The sequence below is a fragment of the Paenibacillus farraposensis genome (assembly GCF_020736845.1).
Taxonomy (GTDB): domain Bacteria; phylum Bacillota; class Bacilli; order Paenibacillales; family Paenibacillaceae; genus Paenibacillus; species Paenibacillus farraposensis.
Genome location: NZ_JAFFQR010000064.1, coordinates 328,131 through 347,117, shown reverse-complemented (window position 1 = coordinate 347,117; position 18,987 = coordinate 328,131). Strand labels below are relative to the sequence as shown.

The following is an 18,987-nucleotide window of genomic DNA, read 5'->3' as shown; positions in this document are numbered from 1 at the left end:
AGTCTTTCTCAAAACGCAGGAAAAGGTGTTGAAGTATGAGTAATCTTTCGAACGGATTGCCTCCCCGGACACAAAGCGGGAACGAGTCTGCCAAACGGAAAAAAACGAAAAAGAAAAAAAGCTTTTTCAGATCGTTTATGAAGTTTGTCTTGTTTTTGCTCATTATAGGTATTTTGGCGGGAAGTGGTTATGTTTACTATATTTATAATCAGGTAGAGGACGTTTTGGATACAGGGAATAACAGAGAAGTCCCCAAAACCGAATTGGCTGAGTCCAAGCCTTTGACTGTTTTATTGCTTGGCACTGATTACCGTCCTGATCATCCGACGTATTTGTCAGATGTTATTATGGTAGCTACTTTGAATCCCAGTACGAAATCCTCTACTATTGTCTCCTTGCCACGTGATACGCGTCTGGAAATGGATGGATATAAGCCGCGTAAGCTGAACGAATACTATCCGGTATTTAAGGCTAGAGAGAAGGAATCTGGTGAAGTCGCTGAAGAACAAATGAAGAAGATGATCGGCAAATATTTAAACATTAATATTGATTATGTGACGGTTATTAACTTCCAGGGTTTTAGGGATGTTGTGGATAGTTTGGGTGGCGTAGATGTTACGGTTGATAAAAACATGTGTTATCGTGACAGTGCAGATGGCACGAATATTAACCTAACAGCTGGAGCCAAGCACTTAAACGGTGATCAAGCTCTTGATTTTGTTCGTTACCGCAAATCGAATTGTCGTCCGAAAACAGATGGATCTGACGATTTTGATCGCAACCGTCGACAAAATCAGGTCCTGCATTCTCTGATTGACCAAATGCAATCCTTTAACGCTCTGACCAAATTTGGTGCCATTATTAAATCCGTTGATAAAAATATGACGACAGATATTGAGTCACAGCAAATGAAAAATATTGTGCAAACCTATTGGAATATATCCAAGCAAAATGTAAAATACAACCCGGTAGCGGGAACGTGGCGTAGCCCTTATGTGTATATTGATGAGCAGCAGCTTGATGCAGCCAGACAAGCCTTGCAAGCGGAATTGGCCAAAAAAGCAAATAATAATACTGTAACCTCTTCCAATTCCTGAGTCTGTATCTTTCTTCCCTCTTATGTTATACTCGCAGCGAATAAAAGCACTTTTATGACATAAGGGGGTTGAAGTATGTCTGAATTTGTAATGCACCAAGTTTATGTTATGGATATGCGCAACGATCAGGTATTTCATATCGTTCGTTGTTTTGGTAAAGGAATGAGGGAAATAAGTTAGGTCCAGTGAATGATCACTGGGCCTTTTGTGTCTATTTTTAGTGTATAGGCTCTGAGGTTATGTTGAGTCGCAGTCTTTGAGCTGCTTTATTCTCCTGAGAAGGTCTTTTTTCAGGGAATCAGCAAGTATTGGGTCACCTGTGAATAGGTATAGGTATGAACACGAGATTGTCCATGCTGCTTTGGAGGGGATTATATGAAGAAAATTTTTGTGCTGGATACGAATGTGCTGCTGCATGATCCGAAAGCCATTTTTACCTTCAAAGAACATGAAGTTGTTATTCCAGCGGTTGTTCTGGAAGAAATCGACTCCAAAAAACGAAACGCGGATGAGATTGGGCGGAATGCCCGCAATGTTTCACGATTGTTGGACGGGTTGAGAGAATTAGGGCATCTGCATAGTGGTGTTCCACTTCCGGAGGGAGGAAGGCTGAAGGTTGAGTTGAACCACCGGAGCTTTTTGAAAGTCCAGGAGATGTTTGGGGAGGTTTCCAACGATAACCGGATGCTGGCAGTTGCCTTGAATTATCATCTGGAGGAGCAGGAACAGTCTGAACCACGCTCGGTCGTGTTGGTCAGTAAAGACGTGCTGGTCAGAATCAAGGCCGATGTGTTGGGACTGCTGACTGAAGATTATTTATCCGATAGAACAGGTGATCTAAGCGAGCTATATCCCGGATATTCTTCAATTCAGGTGCATCCGTCCATCATAGATGAATTTTACTCCAACCGGTTCTTACCAATCAGACCGCTGAATCTGCGTTATACGCTGTATCCTCATGAATTCGTCATTCTGAAGGATGAAATGGGGACTGGCAAGTCTGCTTTGTTGAAAGTGAATCAGGAGGCCGATCGGTTGGAGCCCTTGTATCTAAGCAACGAATCGGTGTGGGGAATCAGTGCCCGTAACGCCCAGCAGCGAATGGCATTGGAGCTTTTGCTTAACGATGAAGTCCCGCTTGTGACGATTACCGGCAAAGCCGGTACAGGCAAAACATTGCTGGCGCTGGCAGCAGGTTTGCTCAAGGTAGAAGATGAGCATCGCTACAAGAAATTGCTGATTGCCAGGCCCGTTGTTCCGATGGGGAAGGATATCGGATATTTGCCGGGAGAAAAGGATGAAAAGCTCCGGCCATGGATGCAGCCAATCTACGATAACCTGGAATACCTGTTTGATGCCAAAAAATCAGGTGATATCGATAAAATATTGATGGGCTTGGGTAGTATTCAGGTGGAGGCGCTCACGTATATTCGTGGACGGTCGATACCAGGGCAATTTATTATTATTGATGAAGCTCAAAATCTGTCCCGGCATGAAATCAAGACGATTGTGTCCCGGGTCGGCGAGGGCAGCAAAATCATTTTGATGGGGGACCCGGAGCAAATTGATCATCCTTATCTGGATGCTGCCAGCAATGGCTTAACCTATGTGGTTGAAAGGTTCAAGCAGGAGGGAATCAGCGGGCATATTATGCTGGAAAAAGGAGAACGCTCGAAGCTTGCGCAGCTGGCGGCCGATCTGCTATAAAGCTCTTGTCAATCTGATCAACGATAAAAGACCTCGGGACTAGCCCGGGGTCTTTTATTAGCTTATTTCAGGCTTAACTCGAGTTGCACCTCAAGTGTTCCCGCTAAAATGTGCACTTCTGTGGCTTGAACATATGATATGAGCTGCTGTGGATAGAAGCCTAGATCAAAATCCCTTTCCAGCTTGTTACGGGTCGTATCCGGCAGTTCCAGCCCATTAAATACCAGACGATCTACATGGAATAAAATGGAATTTTGTGGTTCGTTCTCTACAGTATAATGCCCTTCCACCCTCAATTTCATCGTTCCCTGTTGGCCCTCGACGACAATACGATCCTGCTTGAATGAAAAATTGAAATGATTGAACAGCTCATTTTCCGACTTCAAAAAACGGTTAAAATCTGCTTCACGTATGTTGATTGTAATAGTTTTGCCGTTTGTGATCATGGCGCCTTGCTGTTGTTGAATGAACTGGGGTAAATCCTGCATGGCCTGAGCCAGTGCCTTAAAGTGCCTGTTTACCTCGTAGACCCCGATATTCTCCCAATAAGCGGTCATTTCGCTGATCAGCTCGCGCAAAGTATCCGGGTCTCCACTGGAGTTAACACCATCGTTTACACGTGACTGAAGCGTGACGATACGTTTGCGTTGTTCCAGTAAATTGCTTTTGATTGTCTCCAGTTCCAGCGCGGTCTGAGTGACTTGTTTTTCGGTTTCTCGCATGGTCCGCATATTGGATTCGTATTCCTGAAGTATATCCTGATCGTGACTAATCAACAACAAGTAGTAATCGTACAGGGAGAGAAGCTGCTTTAGACTTCTGGCCCCCAGTACTACGCTGAGCAGCTTGTCCCTTTCTCCCATATAATAAGAGCGGAGTACAGACCCGACTCGGTTTCGCTGCAAGGTCATCTGCTCTTGCTGAGCGGTGAGATGGCTTTGTAACTCCTGTTGACGATGTAAAAGGGTCGCTTGTTCCTGGCTGATTCGCTCAATTTCGTGGTCAATCTCGATCATGGACAAGCTATCTTGTAAAATCCGGTTCGCTTCCTGGGAGGGTGCGCCCAGAACAGGATGTACATACATCGAAGCTAGCACCGTTATGATGATCAGCAGCATGCTGCATGTCATTTTTAATGGTTTGTTCATTTGATTTCCCCTTTGATGTAATTCCGAAAAAAGACTGATAATAATGTATATGATCCTTTTTCATTCTTTAAACATTCATTTATTGTACAGCAGTCAGGGGATGCTTGAAACCCAAAACTGTCTGCGTTCACGTATGAGTTCTTGCAGAAATGGAAATACAATTTAGTATCAAATAGATTCTATGAACTCTACGAGAGGCATAGGAATGAATAAACAGCTTTTATACCCTATTCAAATACCGGCAAGATCGGTTCATGAAGACGGTGATTTCAGGATGTTGTTAGGAGGGCTAGAGGCATGACTGCAATAAGACAAGATGCATGGAGTGCGGAAGATGATTTGATATTGGCGGAGGTGACATTGCGTCATATTCGGGAAGGTGGAACACAGCTTGCTGCGTTTGAGGAGGTTGGGCAAAAAATCGGGAGAACCTCCGCAGCATGCGGCTTTCGCTGGAACAGCTGTGTGCGCAAGCGCTACGATGAAGCGATCAGTATTGCCAAAGCGCAGCGTCAAAAACGCAGTTATATCCGTAAGCAGAATCCAGTAGGTGTATCACAGGTGGCGGCTTTTGCCACGCTTGATACGGTCGAGGGGGGATATGGAGCGGATGGAACAAATGAGGATACATTATCCATTGATGTGGTGATCCGCTTTTTGCGTCAATGGAAGGGCGCGATACAGGAAACCAATCGACAGATTAAGATGCTGGAAAAAGATTTGCGGGAAAAGGAAGAAGAATTGAATCAGCTCCGCTCCATGAATGACCGGCTGTCCAAGGAAGTCAACGAAGTGCAAACCGACTATCGTGTCGTAAATGATGATTATAAAGCCCTGATTCAGATTATGGACCGGGCCCGGCGCCTGGCTTTAATCACTGAGGATGAGGATGAGCTTAAATCCAGATTCAAAATGGACGCCAATGGGAATCTGGAGCGTATTGAGTAGCAGCATTGCATCAGCAGATCATAAATAAAACGTCAACTTACCCTTTCCCGTAGTTGGCGTTTTTTCTATTTCTTTAGTGTTCATATGATATAGTAGAAAAAAAGACGGAAGCGAGACGATACACACATGATTGATATTATTGGAGCGGGTTCACTGGGATTATTGTTCGCGGGGAGGCTGGCGGCCACAGGTACTGATGTGAGATTGTGGACACGAACACTTGAACAAGCACGCACCATTGCCTGTGATGGAATTACGGTGTTTGACAAGGAGGGGGAGATAGCTGTTCATGTGTCTGGAGATACATTCAAGGTAGCTCCATTGGCAGATTGGCAGCGGTTAAATTCACATGCTCCTGCACAATGGATTTTTTTAATGACCAAGCAGGGGGCTATTAGGGAAGTGTTAGAGCAAATTCTTCCTGTAGCCGACACGACAAGAAAACCGGAAATGATTTGTTTTCAGAATGGAATCGGACATATCGAACGGATTAGACAGGTTTGGCCTGAAGGTGTGTTATACCCTGCCGTGACGACCGAAGGAGCCAAGAGACAGGGGCCCGCATCTATTTTACATGCGGGAGCGGGGGTTACTGAAATTGGCTGGTCTGAGGAACAGGTGAAGGCGCAGGCCGGCAATTTTGAAGAATGCGTGCTAAATCGGCTGCTTGCAGCAGGATTTGACGTCTGCTTGTCGAAAGAAATCGAATACGGTATGTATCGCAAGCTATTGATTAATGCCGTAATTAATCCGCTGACCGCGATATGGCGAATTCGTAACGGCGAGCTGCTGTCGGACCCGGTTCGTTTACATATGATGCGAAGGCTATTTGATGAAGGTATTCAAGTATACGAAGCTCATGGTATCCGCTGGGACAGTGCATGGTGGGAGCAAATCATGAATGTCTGCCGGGCAACCGCCGACAACCATTCGTCCATGCTGGCCGATGTGCTTGCACAGTCCACGACAGAGGTTGCTTCCATTAACGGACAGCTGGTGCAGATGGCAGAGCAGGCCGGGATCACTGCACCAACTCACAAGGTATTGTGGCAATTAATTGAGGGCATGCGGCTAAAAGAGGGGTGATCAGTTGAGTATTTTTCAAGGCACGATTAGCACATTTAGTATTCTTCCCTTTTTTCCGTTTCTGATCGTATTTGTGATTTGTCGCTACATGCTCAAAATGGAAAAGAAGAAATCATTACTTGCATCCATGGATATTACGACAGCTTTTCTGATTCTCTCCGTCGCGACACTCTTTAATGTCATCTTTGTATCACGATTCGGTTTTTATTTGATTCTACTTCTTTTATTGCTGGCACTGGGTTTAATTGGAGGTGCCCAAAATCGAATAAAAGGCAAGGTTGATGGCAAAAGACTATGTAGGGTGGTATGGAGACTAACTTTTGTGGGGATGGCATTAACGTATGTTTTGTTTACTGTTATTGGTATGTTTAAGAATATATTCAATTCCATGTGATATAAGATGACATGAATAGGCGGAAAAACATGAATTTATCATGTTTTTTTTGAAAAAAGCTCAATTTTAAGAAATGTAATGTAGATTTTTTTGACCGCTGGTTGTATAATCTATAAACATATACCACTTTAGAACTAGGGGGAAAACGCTAGATGAAAAGGAAAAGCTTTTTAGTCCTTTTGACACTCATCCTTGCAGTTGGCGTACTGCTCGCAGGTTGCGGCTCAAGCAAGAATGATACTAATGGTAAGGGCGCACAAGAAAATGCTTCAACGACGCCGGCTCCGACCGACAAACAAAATCTGCGCATTAACCTTTCTTCCGAACCGCCAACCTTCGATCCGGCACAAGCTCAGGACAGTCAAACTAACACGGTTCTGAAAACTTTGTATGAAGGTCTCGTACGTATGAGTCCTGATGGCAAAGAAATCCCTGGCGTAGCTGAGTCTTGGAAAATTTCTGATGACGGCAAAACCTATACATTCAAACTTCGTGATAACGCAAAATGGAGTAATGGCGACCCAGTCAAAGCAAGTGACTTCGTGTTTGCTTGGCAACGTGTATTGGATCCTTCCACGGCTCCTTCACCTCCATATGCTTACCAATTGTACTATATCAAAAATGCTGAGGGCTACAACCTGAGCACTTCGAAAACTTTTAAGGGCACTAAAATTAAAGACTTCAAAAATGTAGGTATCAAAGCAATTGATGACCATACATTGCAAGTAGAGCTGGAGCATCCGACTCCTTACTTCTTGGGCTTGACTTCTTTCTATACTTACTATCCTGTAAATCCTTCTATTAAAGGGAATGATAAGTGGGCTGTTCAAAAAGACAGCATGATCACTAACGGACCTTTCAAATTAACAACTTGGGACAGCGGCCAAAAGATCGAAGTAACCAAAAGTGAAAATTATTGGGGTAAAGATCAAATCAAGTTGAACAAAATTACGATGTCCCTTGTAAACAGCGGTGCAACAGAACTGGCTTCTTACAGAAGTGGACAACTTGATTATGCTGGTATGCCAAACGGTGAAATTCCTGCCGACCAAATTCCAGCTGTCAAAAAAGAACTGCCTAACGAGTTCAAGGCTAAAGGAATTGCGAGTACGTATTACTACTTATTTAATGTAACTGAAAAACCATTTAACAATGCTAAAATCCGTAAAGCGTTTGCGATGGCTATTGAGCGCCAACCAATCGTTGACAGAGTAACATTGGGCGGTCAAATTCCCGCATACGGCTTTGTACCTCCGGGTATCAAAGGTGTATCTCAGGAATTCCGTACTGAGCATAAAGATGATTACTTTAAAGAAGACTTTACTGAAGCGAAAAAATTGCTTCAAGAAGGCATGAAAGAAGAAGGCATGACTTCACTTCCTCCGGTAACCTTGTTGTACAACTCCTTGGAAAGTCACCAAAAGATTGCTTTGGCAATCGCTGATATGTGGAAGAAAAACCTTGGTGTGGACGTTAAAACCCAAAACCAAGAGTGGGGAGTATTTATTCAAAATCGTAACAAGCTGAATTACCAAATTGCCCGTGGTGGTTGGTCTGCTGACTTTAATGATCCAATGACATTCATGGATATGTGGACAACAGGCAATGGTAACAACAATTCGGGTTACTCTAACCCTGCATACGATGCATTGATTCAAGCTGCTAAGACAGAAACGGATCCAGCTAAACGTATGGAAGATTTTGCGAAAGCAGAAAAAATTCTGGTTCAAGATGATATGGTAATGCTTCCGATCTACTACTATTCAAATGTTTCCTTAACGAAACCGAATGTAAAAGACATCGCGCTTGACTTTAGTGGGGCAATCGACATTACAAGAGCGTATATTACACAGTAACTGGAGCCTAATTTCTGAAGTTTGATAGTTACTTCGGGATATATATGTGGATTAGAACCATATATATCCCGTTTTTTTTTTGTCCTAGTCTTTTCCATCATCATGTAACCATGCAAATAAGGAGATTGGACGGTCCAATTCTCTTGCGATAAAATCGACCTTATGTCGAAAAAAATAATGGGGGTGTAGACGGGCAATGACGCGTTATTTGATCAGTAAGTTTTTCTACATGCTGCTATCTTTGTTCATTCTGATCTCGGCGACGTTTTTTCTCATGAAAGCAATACCGGGTAACCCCTTCATGAGTGAAAAAGCGACTTCTCCGGAGATTCAAGCCCGGTTAATGGAGCAATATGGGCTGGATAAGCCTGTGTATGTCCAATATTTTAAATACTTGGGTGATATCGCTTCAGGCGATTTTGGTATTTCCATGAAAAAGCTGAATCAAAGTGTAACGGACATTATCGGACAAACTTTTACGGTTTCGCTTAAATTAGGTTTGGTTGCCATCATCGTGTCCATTATTGTTGGTATTTTGCTTGGTATGCTGGCGGCGCTATACCATCGCAGGATCATTGATAACGTTGCGATGATCTTGGCCATTATGGGGATTGCAGTTCCCAGCTTTGTCCTGGCGTCTCTGATTCAGTTTTACTTCGCTCAGAATTTGGGTTGGTTTAATGTTATGGGATTTGAGGGCCCGCTGGACTACGTCCTGCCTGTCGCTGCGTTGTCTGCTCAGCCGATTGCGTTTATCGCCAGATTGACGCGCTCCAGCATGCTGGAAGTCATTCATGCTGACTATATCAAAACGGCTAAAGCCAAAGGTTTACAGCCTGTTGCGATTATGTTCAAACATGTGGTGCGCAATGCCATCTTGCCGGTCGTTACCTATGTAGGCCCAATGACTGCAAACATCATTACTGGTTCCGTAGTTATTGAACGGATTTTCGGGATTGGGGGTATTGGTAAGGTATTTGTTGATAGTATTACAACCCGTGACTATACCATGATTATGGGTGTAACTATTTTTTACGGTATCTTATTGATGGTAGCGCGTTTTATTACAGATATTGCATATGGATTTATTGATCCGCGGATTAAGCTTACTGGCGGGAAGGAGGGATAACTTTATGTCCGTGAAAGATAATGCTGTGAACCTGGATAAGCTTCAGGTAAAGCCGGAAGATTTTCAGAGAATCGGAGCGGATGAAAAGCAGTCTGAAGTTATTCAACGTGAAAGCTTATCCGCTTGGCGTGATGCGTGGGAACGGCTTCGTAAAAATAAGCTGGCTATGACAAGCCTGAGCGTTTTGATTCTGATTGTGTTAGCTTCGATCGTTGGTCCGATGCTTTCACCGTACGATGACCGTACAAATGATTTGTTAAGCACCAATCTTCCTCCTTCGGCGGAACATTGGTTCGGAACAGATGATCTGGGTCGCGATATTTTTGTCCGTACATGGATGGGCGCTCGGATTTCCTTGATTATTGGTTTGGCTGCAGCAATGATTGACTTGCTGATGGGTGTTATTTATGGTGGGATTATGGGCTACTTTGGCGGCCGCGTTGATGAAATCATGAATAAATTTTCTGAAATCCTGTATTCCATTCCTTACTTGCTTGTTACCATCCTGTTGCTCGTTGTATTGGAGCCAAGCGTTACTACCATTATTATTGCGCTTGGTGTAACGGGCTGGATTAACATGTCGTGGATTGTGCGTGGTGAGATGCTGCAACTGAAGAACCGGGAATTTGTACTGGCTTCCCGCTCAATGGGTGCTGGTGCAGGCCGTTTGCTGTTCCGTCATTTGTTGCCTAATGCCGTAGGACCAATCATTGTCACATTGACCCTGACAGTTCCAAGTGCTATTTTCTCCGAGGCATTCCTGAGCTTCCTTGGTTTAGGAGTACAGCCTCCTCAGGCGTCGCTGGGTTCAATGATTGAATCAGCTCTGACAGGGTGGATGTATTATCCGTGGCGTATGCTTTTCCCGGCAGGTTTGATCAGTTTGATTATGCTTGCATTCAACCTTTTCGGCGATGGGCTGCGTGATGCGCTTGATCCGAAGCTGAAGAAATAGGAGGTGACATCATGGTGAGCAGCAACAATTTAATTGAAGTTGAAGGTCTTAAAAAGTATTTTAATGTTGGCAAAAACCGGGTGCTCAAAGCGGTGGATAACCTGAATTTCTATATTCGCGAGGGTGAAACGCTTGGGATGGTAGGCGAATCCGGTTGTGGTAAATCTACAGCGGGCCGTACTATTCTGCGCTTATATGAACCTACAGCAGGTAGCGTACGTTTTAATGGCACAGATATCTACAAATTATCACCGAGTAAAATGAAAACAATGCGCCGTGATATGCAGATGATCTTTCAAGATCCTTATGCATCATTGAACCCGCGTTTTACGGTTTCTGATATCATCGGTGAGGCATTGGATATTCACAATATGGCGGGTAGCCGTGCCGAACGCAAAAAACGGATCGAAGAATTGCTGGATCTGGTTGGTTTGAACCCGGATCATGCAACTCGTTATCCGCATGAGTTTTCCGGTGGACAACGTCAACGGATTGGTATTGCCCGCGCGCTGGCGGTAAATCCTAAATTCATTATTTGTGATGAGCCGATTTCAGCGCTTGACGTGTCCATTCAGGCTCAGGTTGTCAACCTGCTAAAGGAGCTTCAAGAACGTTTGGGCCTGACATACCTTTTTATCGCGCATGATCTATCGATGGTCAAGCACATCAGTGATCGGGTCGCTGTAATGTATAGAGGCAAAATGGTTGAGCTTGCTGAAAGCGCCGAATTGTATGCCAACCCGATTCATCCGTACACGAAAATGCTTTTGTCGGCGATTCCACTTCCTGATCCGGAAGTTGAAGCTAACAAAAAGCGAATTATTATGCCTGAGTATCAAGGCGGTCCAATTCAGGACGCGTCCGGTAATAAAGCAGGAGCTTATAACCTGGAAAATGCTACATTGATCGAAGTGTCCAAAGGACATTTTGTAGCTGAACCTTACGCCTGATCATAATATATCCACGAACCGCCGAGTTGCTCGGCGGTTTTTTGTAGAAAGCTTTGACGCGGACATGGGCTTCCGGTACAATCAAGCAGTAAGGTTTTGGTGGAGACAGGAGGCAGCCCCATGAGAATAATCCCTGAAACGCTTCCCGGAGGGTCGGCTTTGGCAGAAGACTATATACAGGGCACAGGACGCGCACGCGAATTGTATGAGTATGATGTTCTGCATGCTGATGCATATGGCCAACGGGCGAAGTGGCTGGATGAGACGGAGCATCTGAGATTAGACCGTAAAGAAGTCGTAGCATGTCTTCGCATATACAATGAGCAATTCAATTCGTATGAGGCGGTTCGAGCTTCATTAGATCGGCTGGAAAGACCTGACGCCCTGGTGGTTGTGGGCGGACAGCAGAGCGGACTGTTTACAGGTCCGATGCTGGTCATTTACAAAGCAGCTACGATTATTAAGGCAGCAAGAGAAGCAGAGGAGAGGCTTGGACGTCCGGTCATTCCTATCTTTTGGATTGCAGGCGAAGATCATGACTGGGACGAGGTCAATCATACATACGTACTGGCGAATGACCCGCGAGCAGTCAAAATCAAGCTGAATAAGCAGCCTGAACGCCGTTCTTCGGCCAGCGCCATTAAAGTCGATGCTGCAGAATGGAAGCAGGCCATGATGGATATTGAGCACAGTTTGCCTGATTCTGAGCATAAGGCTGATATTATGCACATGATTGAGCACGGCTTAACGGATTCATATGGGCTAAGCGAGGCCTTTGCCAAGCTGCTGGGTCTTTTGTTTGGTACCTATGGACTAGTGCTGCTAGATTCAGCAGATCCCTCGCTGCGCAAGCTGGAAGCCTCCATTTTTCGCCGGTTAGTTCAGTACAATGATGAGCTGGAGCAGGCTTACCGGAAGGCCGCAGCGCGAATCGTAGATTACGGCTACCATTTACAAGCGGATGTACATGAAGGCGGCGCGAATCTTTTTTACATCCATGAAGGCGAACGTTTGCTGCTTTTCAAACAGGGCGGGCTATTCACGGATCGTCGCGGCCTGGTAGCTTTGACAAAGGAAGAACTGCTTAAGGAGATAGATATACACCCGGAGCGTTTTAGTAACAATGTACTAACTCGTCCGCTTATGCAGGATTCGTTGTTTCCGGTACTGGCATCTGTACTGGGTCTAGGAGAAATTACCTATTGGGCGATCACCCGGGACGCCTTTAGCGTGCTGGAGATGCAGATGCCGATACTGCTGCCCCGAATGTCTTTTACGTTGGTAGAGCCGGGCGTGGAGAAGTACATGCTTAAATATGAGCTAGACTTTGCGCAGGTAAGAGACGGGCTTGAGGAAAGGAAAAAACAGTGGCTTGCCGCTCAAGATCAGCTTGGAATGCAGGGGTTGTTTTCCGAGGTGAAAGAGGCCTTTGCCCGTATATACAAGCCGCTTATACAGCAGGCAGGTTTGATTGAAAAAGGGCTGCTTCCGATCGGAGAAACCAACAGTAAGAAGATTATGGGGCAGATCGCTTATCTGGAGACAAAGGTCCAGGAAGCGCTGCTTCGGCAAAATGAAACTGCACTTCGTCAGTGGGATCGTATCGAATGGTCACTTTTCCCGCTTGGACAGCCGCAGGAGCGGGTGTATACCATCTTTCATTTTCTGAACCGTCATGGTTTTAACTTGATGGATATGATCATGGATATACCAGCAGATTTCGCGGGTACGCACCGAGTTATTTATTTATGAGTTATTATGTATGAATTATCATGTGGGCATAACTATGGCTCGCTAACAGCTTCAACCCATATTAAGGAGGAAACAAAGTAATGACTTCCCATTCTCTGCAAAACAGCATTGTTCACGATCTTAAACTGGCCCCTGAAGGCCATCTGAAAATTGATTGGGTGGAAGCCCATATGCCGGTCTTGAACCGTATACGTCAACAGTTCGAGCAAGAGCAGCCTTTTGCAGGTCTTAAAGTAACTATCTGTCTGCATCTGGAGGCTAAAACAGCTTATTTGGCTAAAGTAGTACAGGCAGGCGGAGCGCAGGTCACGATTACCGGTAGCAATCCATTGTCCACACAAGATGATGTTTGCGCCGCATTGGTTGAAGATGGGATTACGGTCCTGGCCAAATACAATCCGGATCCAGAAGAGTTCAAACAATTGCAAATCAAGGCGCTGGAAACAAAGCCTGATCTCATTATTGATGATGGTGGTGACCTGGTTACGCTGCTGCAATCCGAACGGCCCGATCTGATTTCTACCATCCGTGGGGGAGCAGAGGAGACCACTACAGGAATTATCCGCTTGAAGGCGCTCGAAAAAGAGGGTCAACTCCACTTCCCTATGGTGGCCGTTAATGATGCTTACTGCAAATATTTGTTCGACAATCGTTATGGTACTGGGCAGTCAGCATTCGACGGCATTATTCGCACAACGAATCTGGTTGTGGCAGGCAGCACCGTAGTGGTAGTAGGCTATGGCTGGTGTGGCAAAGGAGTTGCAATGCGTGCGAAAGGTTTGGGAGCCAACGTTGTTGTAACGGAAGTTGATCCAATCAAGGCAGTAGAAGCCCATATGGATGGTTTCCATGTATTGCCGATGGTAGAAGCGGCTAAATTGGGTGACTTCTTCATTACGGTAACTGGAAATAAAGCTGTAATTACCGGAGAACACTTTGATGTTATGAAGGATGGGGCTGTACTGTGCAACGCAGGGCATTTTGATGTGGAGGTTAGCAAGCCTGAGCTTGCCAAGCGCTCCGAGTCCATTCGGACGGTTCGCCGCAATATTGAGGAGTACCGATTTAAAGACGGACGTAAAATGTATTTGCTGGCAGAGGGACGCCTAGTGAATCTGGCTGCCGCCGATGGTCACCCTGCAGAAATTATGGATACCACCTTTGCACTTCAGGCGCTTGGCTTGAAATATGTAAATGATCATTATAATGATCTGGGTAAAGCTGTAATTAATGTACCTTATGAAATTGATGAGCAGGTAGCCCGCTTCAAGCTGGATAGTCTGGGGATTAAAATAGATACTTTGACTGAGGAACAAAAGACCTATTTGGATAGCTGGAATGCGTAATTTTTTAGGTATTTCAGCATCTTGATCTCCAGATTGAGAGGCTTTTTAAATGGGTCTTTTGTATAAGTCGACAAGATGAATGAGACTTAAGCCCCTTATTCTTTGTTGTTCCGAAACTTGATGCTTATTGTCAGGATTTTCGGCTTCATAGGATAAGGGGTTTTTGTCATCTTTTGGAGAGAGAATCCTGACACACAAAACCGAATGGATTTGCCAGCTATCACTTTTGGAGATGTAAAAGAGGTCTTTGATTTTTTAAATCGAATCTATTATGCTTAGGTGGTAGAAAGTGGGCCAAAGTGGGAGAATGGGGTAAGGGGTGACGAAACCAATGTTTATGGGGGAGTTCCAACATAGCATTGACGACAAGGGTCGGCTTACAGTTCCGGCCAAGTTTCGTGAACTTCTCGGTGCCTCGTTCGTGGTTACCCGCGGGCTGGACCAATGCCTCTTCGTGTATCCCATGGAAGAGTGGGCTGTCATGGAGAAAAAATTGAAGGCACTGCCGCTGATGAAGGCTGACGCGCGCGCGTTTACCCGATTTTTTTTCTCGGGAGCGACTGAATGCGAATTGGACAAACAGGGCAGGGTAAATTTACCGGGGAATTTGTGCGAGTACGCCAAGCTTACTAAAGAGTGCGTCGTATTGGGAGTATCTACTCGGGTAGAGATTTGGAGCAAGCACATTTGGGAGCAATATTTCAGCCAATCCGAAGAGGTTTTTAACGACATTGCTGAGAAATTGGTTGATTTCAACTTTGAATTGTAATCTAGGAGGTCAGTCGTTTGTTTCACCACATTACCGTACTCAAGGAAGAAGCAACACAGGCACTAAACATCAGGCAGGACGGGATCTATGTGGACTGCACGCTGGGAGGGGCAGGACACAGTTCCGTCATTGCGTCGCAGCTCGGCCCTGAGGGGAGGCTCATCGCCTTTGATCAGGACGACTGGGCATTGGACAATGCGCGTGAGAAGCTGTCGGCCTATCAAGGAAAGGTTTCATTGGTAAAGTCCAACTTCCGCCACTTGCAGGACAAGCTGACTGAACTGGGATTGCCTGAAAAAGACGGCGTCCCGCAGGTCCAGGGCATTTTGTTCGATCTGGGCGTATCTTCACCCCAGTTTGATGAGGGGGAAAGAGGATTCAGCTACAATTATGATGCGCCGCTTGATATGCGGATGGATCAGAGTAGTTCGCTTACGGCTTACGAAATTGTCAATGAATGGCCGGAAGCGGAGATCGCTCGAATCCTGTTTCAATACGGGGAAGAGAAGTTTTCACGACGGATTGCGAAGATCATGGTTGAACGCCGAATGAATAAGCCTATTCACACAACGGGGGAACTTGTCGATATTATCAAAGAAGGAATTCCGGCTGCGGCACGCAGAACCGGGGGACATCCGGCTAAGCGCAGCTTTCAGGCTTTACGGATTGCTGTAAATGACGAGCTGGGTGCACTGGAAGATACTTTGCATCAGGCAATCAAATGTCTGGCTCCGGGGGGGAGAATTTCGGTTATTACGTTTCACTCCCTGGAGGATCGGATATGCAAACATATTTTCAAGGAATATTTGGCTAAAAGCATCTATCCGTCTGATTTGCCTATTTTGAATGACAAAATGGTAGGCGAGCTTAAACTGGTGAATCGTAAGCCGATTGTGGCATCAGAGCAGGAATTGGAGCTTAATCCACGGTCCCGGTCGGCCAAGCTGAGAGTTGCCGAGAAATTATAATTGAATGGAGAAGGAGAGGCGACATGGCTTATACACGGGGTAATTTGGCTGTAAAGGAAAGAGCCCGGCAGGAACAGGTTCAGCGTCAACGGTATCGTGAGACCACCAAAGTCGTTACACGTCGAAAAGAGCTGCCGCTTCGGGAAAAGCTGCTGTACCTGCTGACGCTTGTAGCGTGCATTGTCATTGCTGGTATGCTGATTGGCAGATACGCTCATATTTACCAAATCAATTATGCGATTAATACGGCCAGCAAGGATATCTCCAAATTACAGACCAATATCGCCCAACTGAAGATTCAAAAGGAGCGGTTGGAGAACGAGATTGTGCCAACTGCAAAGCAACAGGGATATGTCGAGCCGACAAGAGAGCCCATTCGTGTGGAAAAGCAGGCTGCTAAATAAATAAGAGCATAGCATCAAGCTATGCTCTGATGTATATTTTTTGCAGAGAGGTTTGAGCTATGGTTAAGAGAATAAAGCTGCGAACACTGCTGATAGGGGGATGTATTACCCTCTTTTTTCTTGTTTTGCTGCTAAAGGTATTTTGGATTCAGGTCGTAAGCGGAGAATACTGGCATAATCAGGTTGTTACGCAAGTGGAAAAAGATCAGGTGATCCAGCCTAAGCGTGGAACCATTACAGATCGTAAAGGAAACGTACTGGCTACAGATGCACCTGCTTATACGGTAGTCGTCAATCCGAGTATCATCCAGGAATATGGTCTGGAAAACGAGGTTGTAGCCAAGCTGCATCAGCTGCTTAAAACACCTGAGGATGAGTTGAGAAGTCATCTTTCGGCCAAGGACAAAGCGGGGAGCTATTTAAAAAATCGCGAGATTCGTAATGGGGGCTGGAAGGTAGATCCCGAAGTCAAGGCAAAAGTGGATACGTTCAAACAATATCTAAAGGAAAAGTATGCAGTGGTTGGAGCGGTGGACACGGTTCAGGAGTCCAAGCGCTATTATCCGGAAAACAGGCTGGCTTCTCATGTGCTTGGCTATCTAAGTAAAGATGGCAAAGCAGGTATGGGGCTGGAGGCTTACTATGATAAAGTGCTTTCGGGTACCGCTGGCAAGCTGCTTTACCAGCGGGACCGAAAGGGAGTGCCTCTTCAGGGATCGGAAAGTATCTATGAGCCGGCACAAAATGGTAAAAATTTAAAGCTGACGATTGATGATACGATTGAGTATTATATAGAGGATGCCATGCAGGAGGCCATTGCGACATACAATCCGAAAACGATGACCGTTGTAGCAGCAGATCCCGAAACAATGGATATTCTCGGTATGGCGAGTTATCCGAATTTTAATCCCAATACATATGGGAGTACACCTTTGGAATATTTTCGTAATAATGCGACTCAGTCTATCTATGAGCCGGGTTCCACGTTTAAGATTGTAACCTTGGCCGCTGCGGTTCAGGAAAAGGTATTTAATCCAAATGAAACCTACCAGTCCGGTGTTGTTAGAGTCGGAGGCTGGGATATTCGCGACGTGAGCCGCAACTGGGGAACGTTAACCTATCTTCAAGGTGTCAAGCGCTCAAGTAACGTCGGCTTTGTCCATCTGGGGCTCGATAAGCTGGGTGGCGAGAAGCTGAAGCAATATATTAACAACTTTGGATTTGGCGTAAAAACAGGGATTGACCTTCCGGGTGAGTCTGCCGGAGCTATTACATTCCATACTCAATATAAATCCGAAGTTGCAACGGCTTCCTTTGGACACGGACGTGTTCAGGTGACACCTATCCAGCAGGTAGCTGCGATTTCGGCCATTGCGAATGGGGGTAAGCTAATGGTTCCTCATTTGGTAAAGGAAATTGTGAATCCGAATACGGGCGAAGTACAGACCATTCAACCGAAGGAAGTCCGTCAGGTGATTTCGAAGGAATCGGCAGCCCAGACAAGCAGCTATCTGGAGCAGGTCGTATCTGACCAAGAAATTGGTACAGGACGTCTTGCTTATATTGACGGATATCGTGTGGCTGGCAAAACAGGTACGGCGACAAAAGTTGTCGGCAAAGTATACGACCACTCGAAGGATGTGGTGTCCTTTATCGGCTTTGCACCTGTAAATGATCCGAAGATAGCCGTACTGGTCGTCATGGACGAACCTAACAAATCGGTAGGCGGGGGTACAGCAGCAGCACCTGTTTTTAAAAAGATTGTGTCCCAGTCACTGCAATATATGGGAGTTCCGAAAACAGGAACCAAGTCCAATAAGTCAGATGGCTCTGCTGTGAAGACGGTAAATTTGCCTACGGTGCCGCAATTAACCGGTCAAGTGAAGAAGGATGCGCAAAACGCGCTGCTCAAACAAGGAATTGCTTATGAAACGGTTGGCAAAGGCTCCAAAATTGTCCGCCAGTATCCTGAGGCAGGCGTCAAAATGAAGCCGGGACAACGCATATATTTGCTGACTGAGGATAGTGCCAACATGACCATTCCTGATTTTACAGGTGTGTCATTGCGGGATACACTTCAAGTTTTGACGCTTATGAAGGTCGGAGTTCAGGTGAAGGGCGAAGGTTACGTTGTTTCTCAAAAAGCACAGATGGTCAACGGCAAGCGGGTCGTCAGCGTGACGCTCCAGCCGGCCAAAGAAACCGTAACCGGCGTGAAGCCGGAGGACACACCGGATTCAACTACGGGTGTTGATGCGAAACAGTCAGGCAATGCAGCCAACAAAGAGACCAATACCCAAACCGGCTCTGGTACGACTGTGAATGCTGGCACCAGTGTCAAGCCTACCCAAGGAGGAATCTCGGCTGTAGTAGATGAAAAAAGTGCAGCCGCCCTTGTAGGCAAGGATAATTGACAGCTTGTTCTAACGTCCGTTTTTTTGAATATTCATGAGGTAAGACATGTCATGAGTATTTGGA

The 18,987-nt window shown here is 45.6% G+C and carries 16 protein-coding genes; 15 read left to right on the top strand and 1 reads right to left on the bottom strand.

Annotated elements, in window-relative coordinates; genetic code table 11:
- Positions 1-35 precede the first annotated feature (35 nt).
- On the top strand, positions 36-1,097 hold the full coding sequence (locus JO375_RS11380) for an LCP family protein (protein ID WP_229524576.1): 1,062 nt from the start codon (positions 36-38) through the stop codon (positions 1,095-1,097).
- A 375-nt stretch (positions 1,098-1,472) separates the two neighbouring features.
- Positions 1,473-2,804 carry a PhoH family protein gene (locus tag JO375_RS11375; protein ID WP_229524575.1) on the top strand — a complete coding sequence of 444 codons (1,332 nt, stop codon included), beginning with the start codon at positions 1,473-1,475 and terminating at the stop codon, positions 2,802-2,804.
- 62 nt (positions 2,805-2,866) lie between these two features.
- Here JO375_RS11375 and JO375_RS11370 read toward each other — a convergent pair whose 3' ends face one another.
- Positions 2,867-3,952, bottom strand: a complete 1,086-nt coding sequence (locus JO375_RS11370; protein WP_229524574.1) for a coiled-coil domain-containing protein — start codon at positions 3,950-3,952, stop codon at positions 2,867-2,869.
- A gap of 297 nt (positions 3,953-4,249) precedes the next feature.
- Here JO375_RS11370 and JO375_RS11365 point away from each other — a divergent pair, with 297 nt between their 5' ends.
- From JO375_RS11365 to JO375_RS11305, 13 genes are all read left to right on the top strand, one after another.
- Complete coding sequence (locus tag JO375_RS11365) at positions 4,250-4,900, top strand: RsfA family transcriptional regulator (RefSeq protein ID WP_229524573.1); 651 nt, start codon at positions 4,250-4,252, stop codon at positions 4,898-4,900.
- A 126-nt stretch (positions 4,901-5,026) separates the two neighbouring features.
- The gene (locus JO375_RS11360) at positions 5,027-5,986 is read left to right on the top strand and encodes a ketopantoate reductase family protein (RefSeq protein WP_229524572.1); all 960 of its coding nucleotides are present in this window, start codon (positions 5,027-5,029) and stop codon (positions 5,984-5,986) included.
- Between the two features lie 4 nt (positions 5,987-5,990).
- The gene (locus JO375_RS11355) at positions 5,991-6,380 is read left to right on the top strand and encodes a DUF3397 domain-containing protein (RefSeq protein WP_229524571.1); all 390 of its coding nucleotides are present in this window, start codon (positions 5,991-5,993) and stop codon (positions 6,378-6,380) included.
- Positions 6,381-6,532: 152 nt separating this feature from the next.
- Entirely contained in the window at positions 6,533-8,236 is a 1,704-nt protein-coding gene (locus JO375_RS11350; RefSeq protein WP_229524570.1) for a peptide ABC transporter substrate-binding protein, read from the top strand.
- A 196-nt stretch (positions 8,237-8,432) separates the two neighbouring features.
- Entirely contained in the window at positions 8,433-9,365 is a 933-nt protein-coding gene (locus JO375_RS11345) for an ABC transporter permease (protein WP_229524569.1), read from the top strand.
- Between the two features lie 4 nt (positions 9,366-9,369).
- Positions 9,370-10,320 (top strand): ABC transporter permease, encoded by a 951-nt coding sequence (locus JO375_RS11340; protein ID WP_229524568.1) that lies wholly within the window; start codon positions 9,370-9,372, stop codon positions 10,318-10,320.
- An 11-nt stretch (positions 10,321-10,331) separates the two neighbouring features.
- Entirely contained in the window at positions 10,332-11,270 is a 939-nt protein-coding gene (locus JO375_RS11335) for an ABC transporter ATP-binding protein (protein ID WP_229524567.1), read from the top strand.
- Between the two features lie 120 nt (positions 11,271-11,390).
- A complete protein-coding gene (gene bshC / locus JO375_RS11330) occupies positions 11,391-13,022 on the top strand; it encodes a bacillithiol biosynthesis cysteine-adding enzyme BshC (RefSeq protein WP_229524566.1) in 1,632 nt (543 codons plus the stop codon).
- Positions 13,023-13,102: 80 nt separating this feature from the next.
- Positions 13,103-14,368 carry an adenosylhomocysteinase gene (locus JO375_RS11325; protein WP_229524565.1) on the top strand — a complete coding sequence of 422 codons (1,266 nt, stop codon included), beginning with the start codon at positions 13,103-13,105 and terminating at the stop codon, positions 14,366-14,368.
- 331 nt (positions 14,369-14,699) lie between these two features.
- Positions 14,700-15,137: a division/cell wall cluster transcriptional repressor MraZ gene (mraZ, locus tag JO375_RS11320; protein ID WP_229524787.1), complete on the top strand. Its 438-nt coding sequence runs from the start codon at positions 14,700-14,702 to the stop codon at positions 15,135-15,137.
- Between the two features lie 17 nt (positions 15,138-15,154).
- Positions 15,155-16,105, top strand: coding sequence for a 16S rRNA (cytosine(1402)-N(4))-methyltransferase RsmH (gene rsmH, locus JO375_RS11315; protein WP_229524564.1), 951 nt, complete (start codon positions 15,155-15,157; stop codon positions 16,103-16,105).
- Positions 16,106-16,128: 23 nt separating this feature from the next.
- Entirely contained in the window at positions 16,129-16,509 is a 381-nt protein-coding gene (locus tag JO375_RS11310; RefSeq protein WP_229524563.1) for a hypothetical protein, read from the top strand.
- Between the two features lie 59 nt (positions 16,510-16,568).
- A complete protein-coding gene (locus tag JO375_RS11305) occupies positions 16,569-18,923 on the top strand; it encodes a penicillin-binding transpeptidase domain-containing protein (RefSeq protein WP_229524562.1) in 2,355 nt (784 codons plus the stop codon).
- Positions 18,924-18,987 lie beyond the last annotated feature (64 nt).

Coding starts and splice junctions, on each gene's coding strand:
- JO375_RS11380 (WP_229524576.1), top strand. CDS start 36: ATGAGTAATCTTTCGAACGGATTGCCTCCCCGGACACAAAGCGGGAAC.
- JO375_RS11375 (WP_229524575.1), top strand. CDS start 1,473: ATGAAGAAAATTTTTGTGCTGGATACGAATGTGCTGCTGCATGATCCG.
- JO375_RS11370 (WP_229524574.1), bottom strand. CDS start 3,952: ATGAACAAACCATTAAAAATGACATGCAGCATGCTGCTGATCATCATA.
- JO375_RS11365 (WP_229524573.1), top strand. CDS start 4,250: ATGACTGCAATAAGACAAGATGCATGGAGTGCGGAAGATGATTTGATA.
- JO375_RS11360 (WP_229524572.1), top strand. CDS start 5,027: ATGATTGATATTATTGGAGCGGGTTCACTGGGATTATTGTTCGCGGGG.
- JO375_RS11350 (WP_229524570.1), top strand. CDS start 6,533: ATGAAAAGGAAAAGCTTTTTAGTCCTTTTGACACTCATCCTTGCAGTT.
- JO375_RS11345 (WP_229524569.1), top strand. CDS start 8,433: ATGACGCGTTATTTGATCAGTAAGTTTTTCTACATGCTGCTATCTTTG.
- JO375_RS11340 (WP_229524568.1), top strand. CDS start 9,370: ATGTCCGTGAAAGATAATGCTGTGAACCTGGATAAGCTTCAGGTAAAG.
- JO375_RS11335 (WP_229524567.1), top strand. CDS start 10,332: ATGGTGAGCAGCAACAATTTAATTGAAGTTGAAGGTCTTAAAAAGTAT.
- bshC (WP_229524566.1), top strand. CDS start 11,391: ATGAGAATAATCCCTGAAACGCTTCCCGGAGGGTCGGCTTTGGCAGAA.
- JO375_RS11325 (WP_229524565.1), top strand. CDS start 13,103: ATGACTTCCCATTCTCTGCAAAACAGCATTGTTCACGATCTTAAACTG.
- mraZ (WP_229524787.1), top strand. CDS start 14,700: ATGTTTATGGGGGAGTTCCAACATAGCATTGACGACAAGGGTCGGCTT.
- JO375_RS11310 (WP_229524563.1), top strand. CDS start 16,129: ATGGCTTATACACGGGGTAATTTGGCTGTAAAGGAAAGAGCCCGGCAG.
- JO375_RS11305 (WP_229524562.1), top strand. CDS start 16,569: ATGGTTAAGAGAATAAAGCTGCGAACACTGCTGATAGGGGGATGTATT.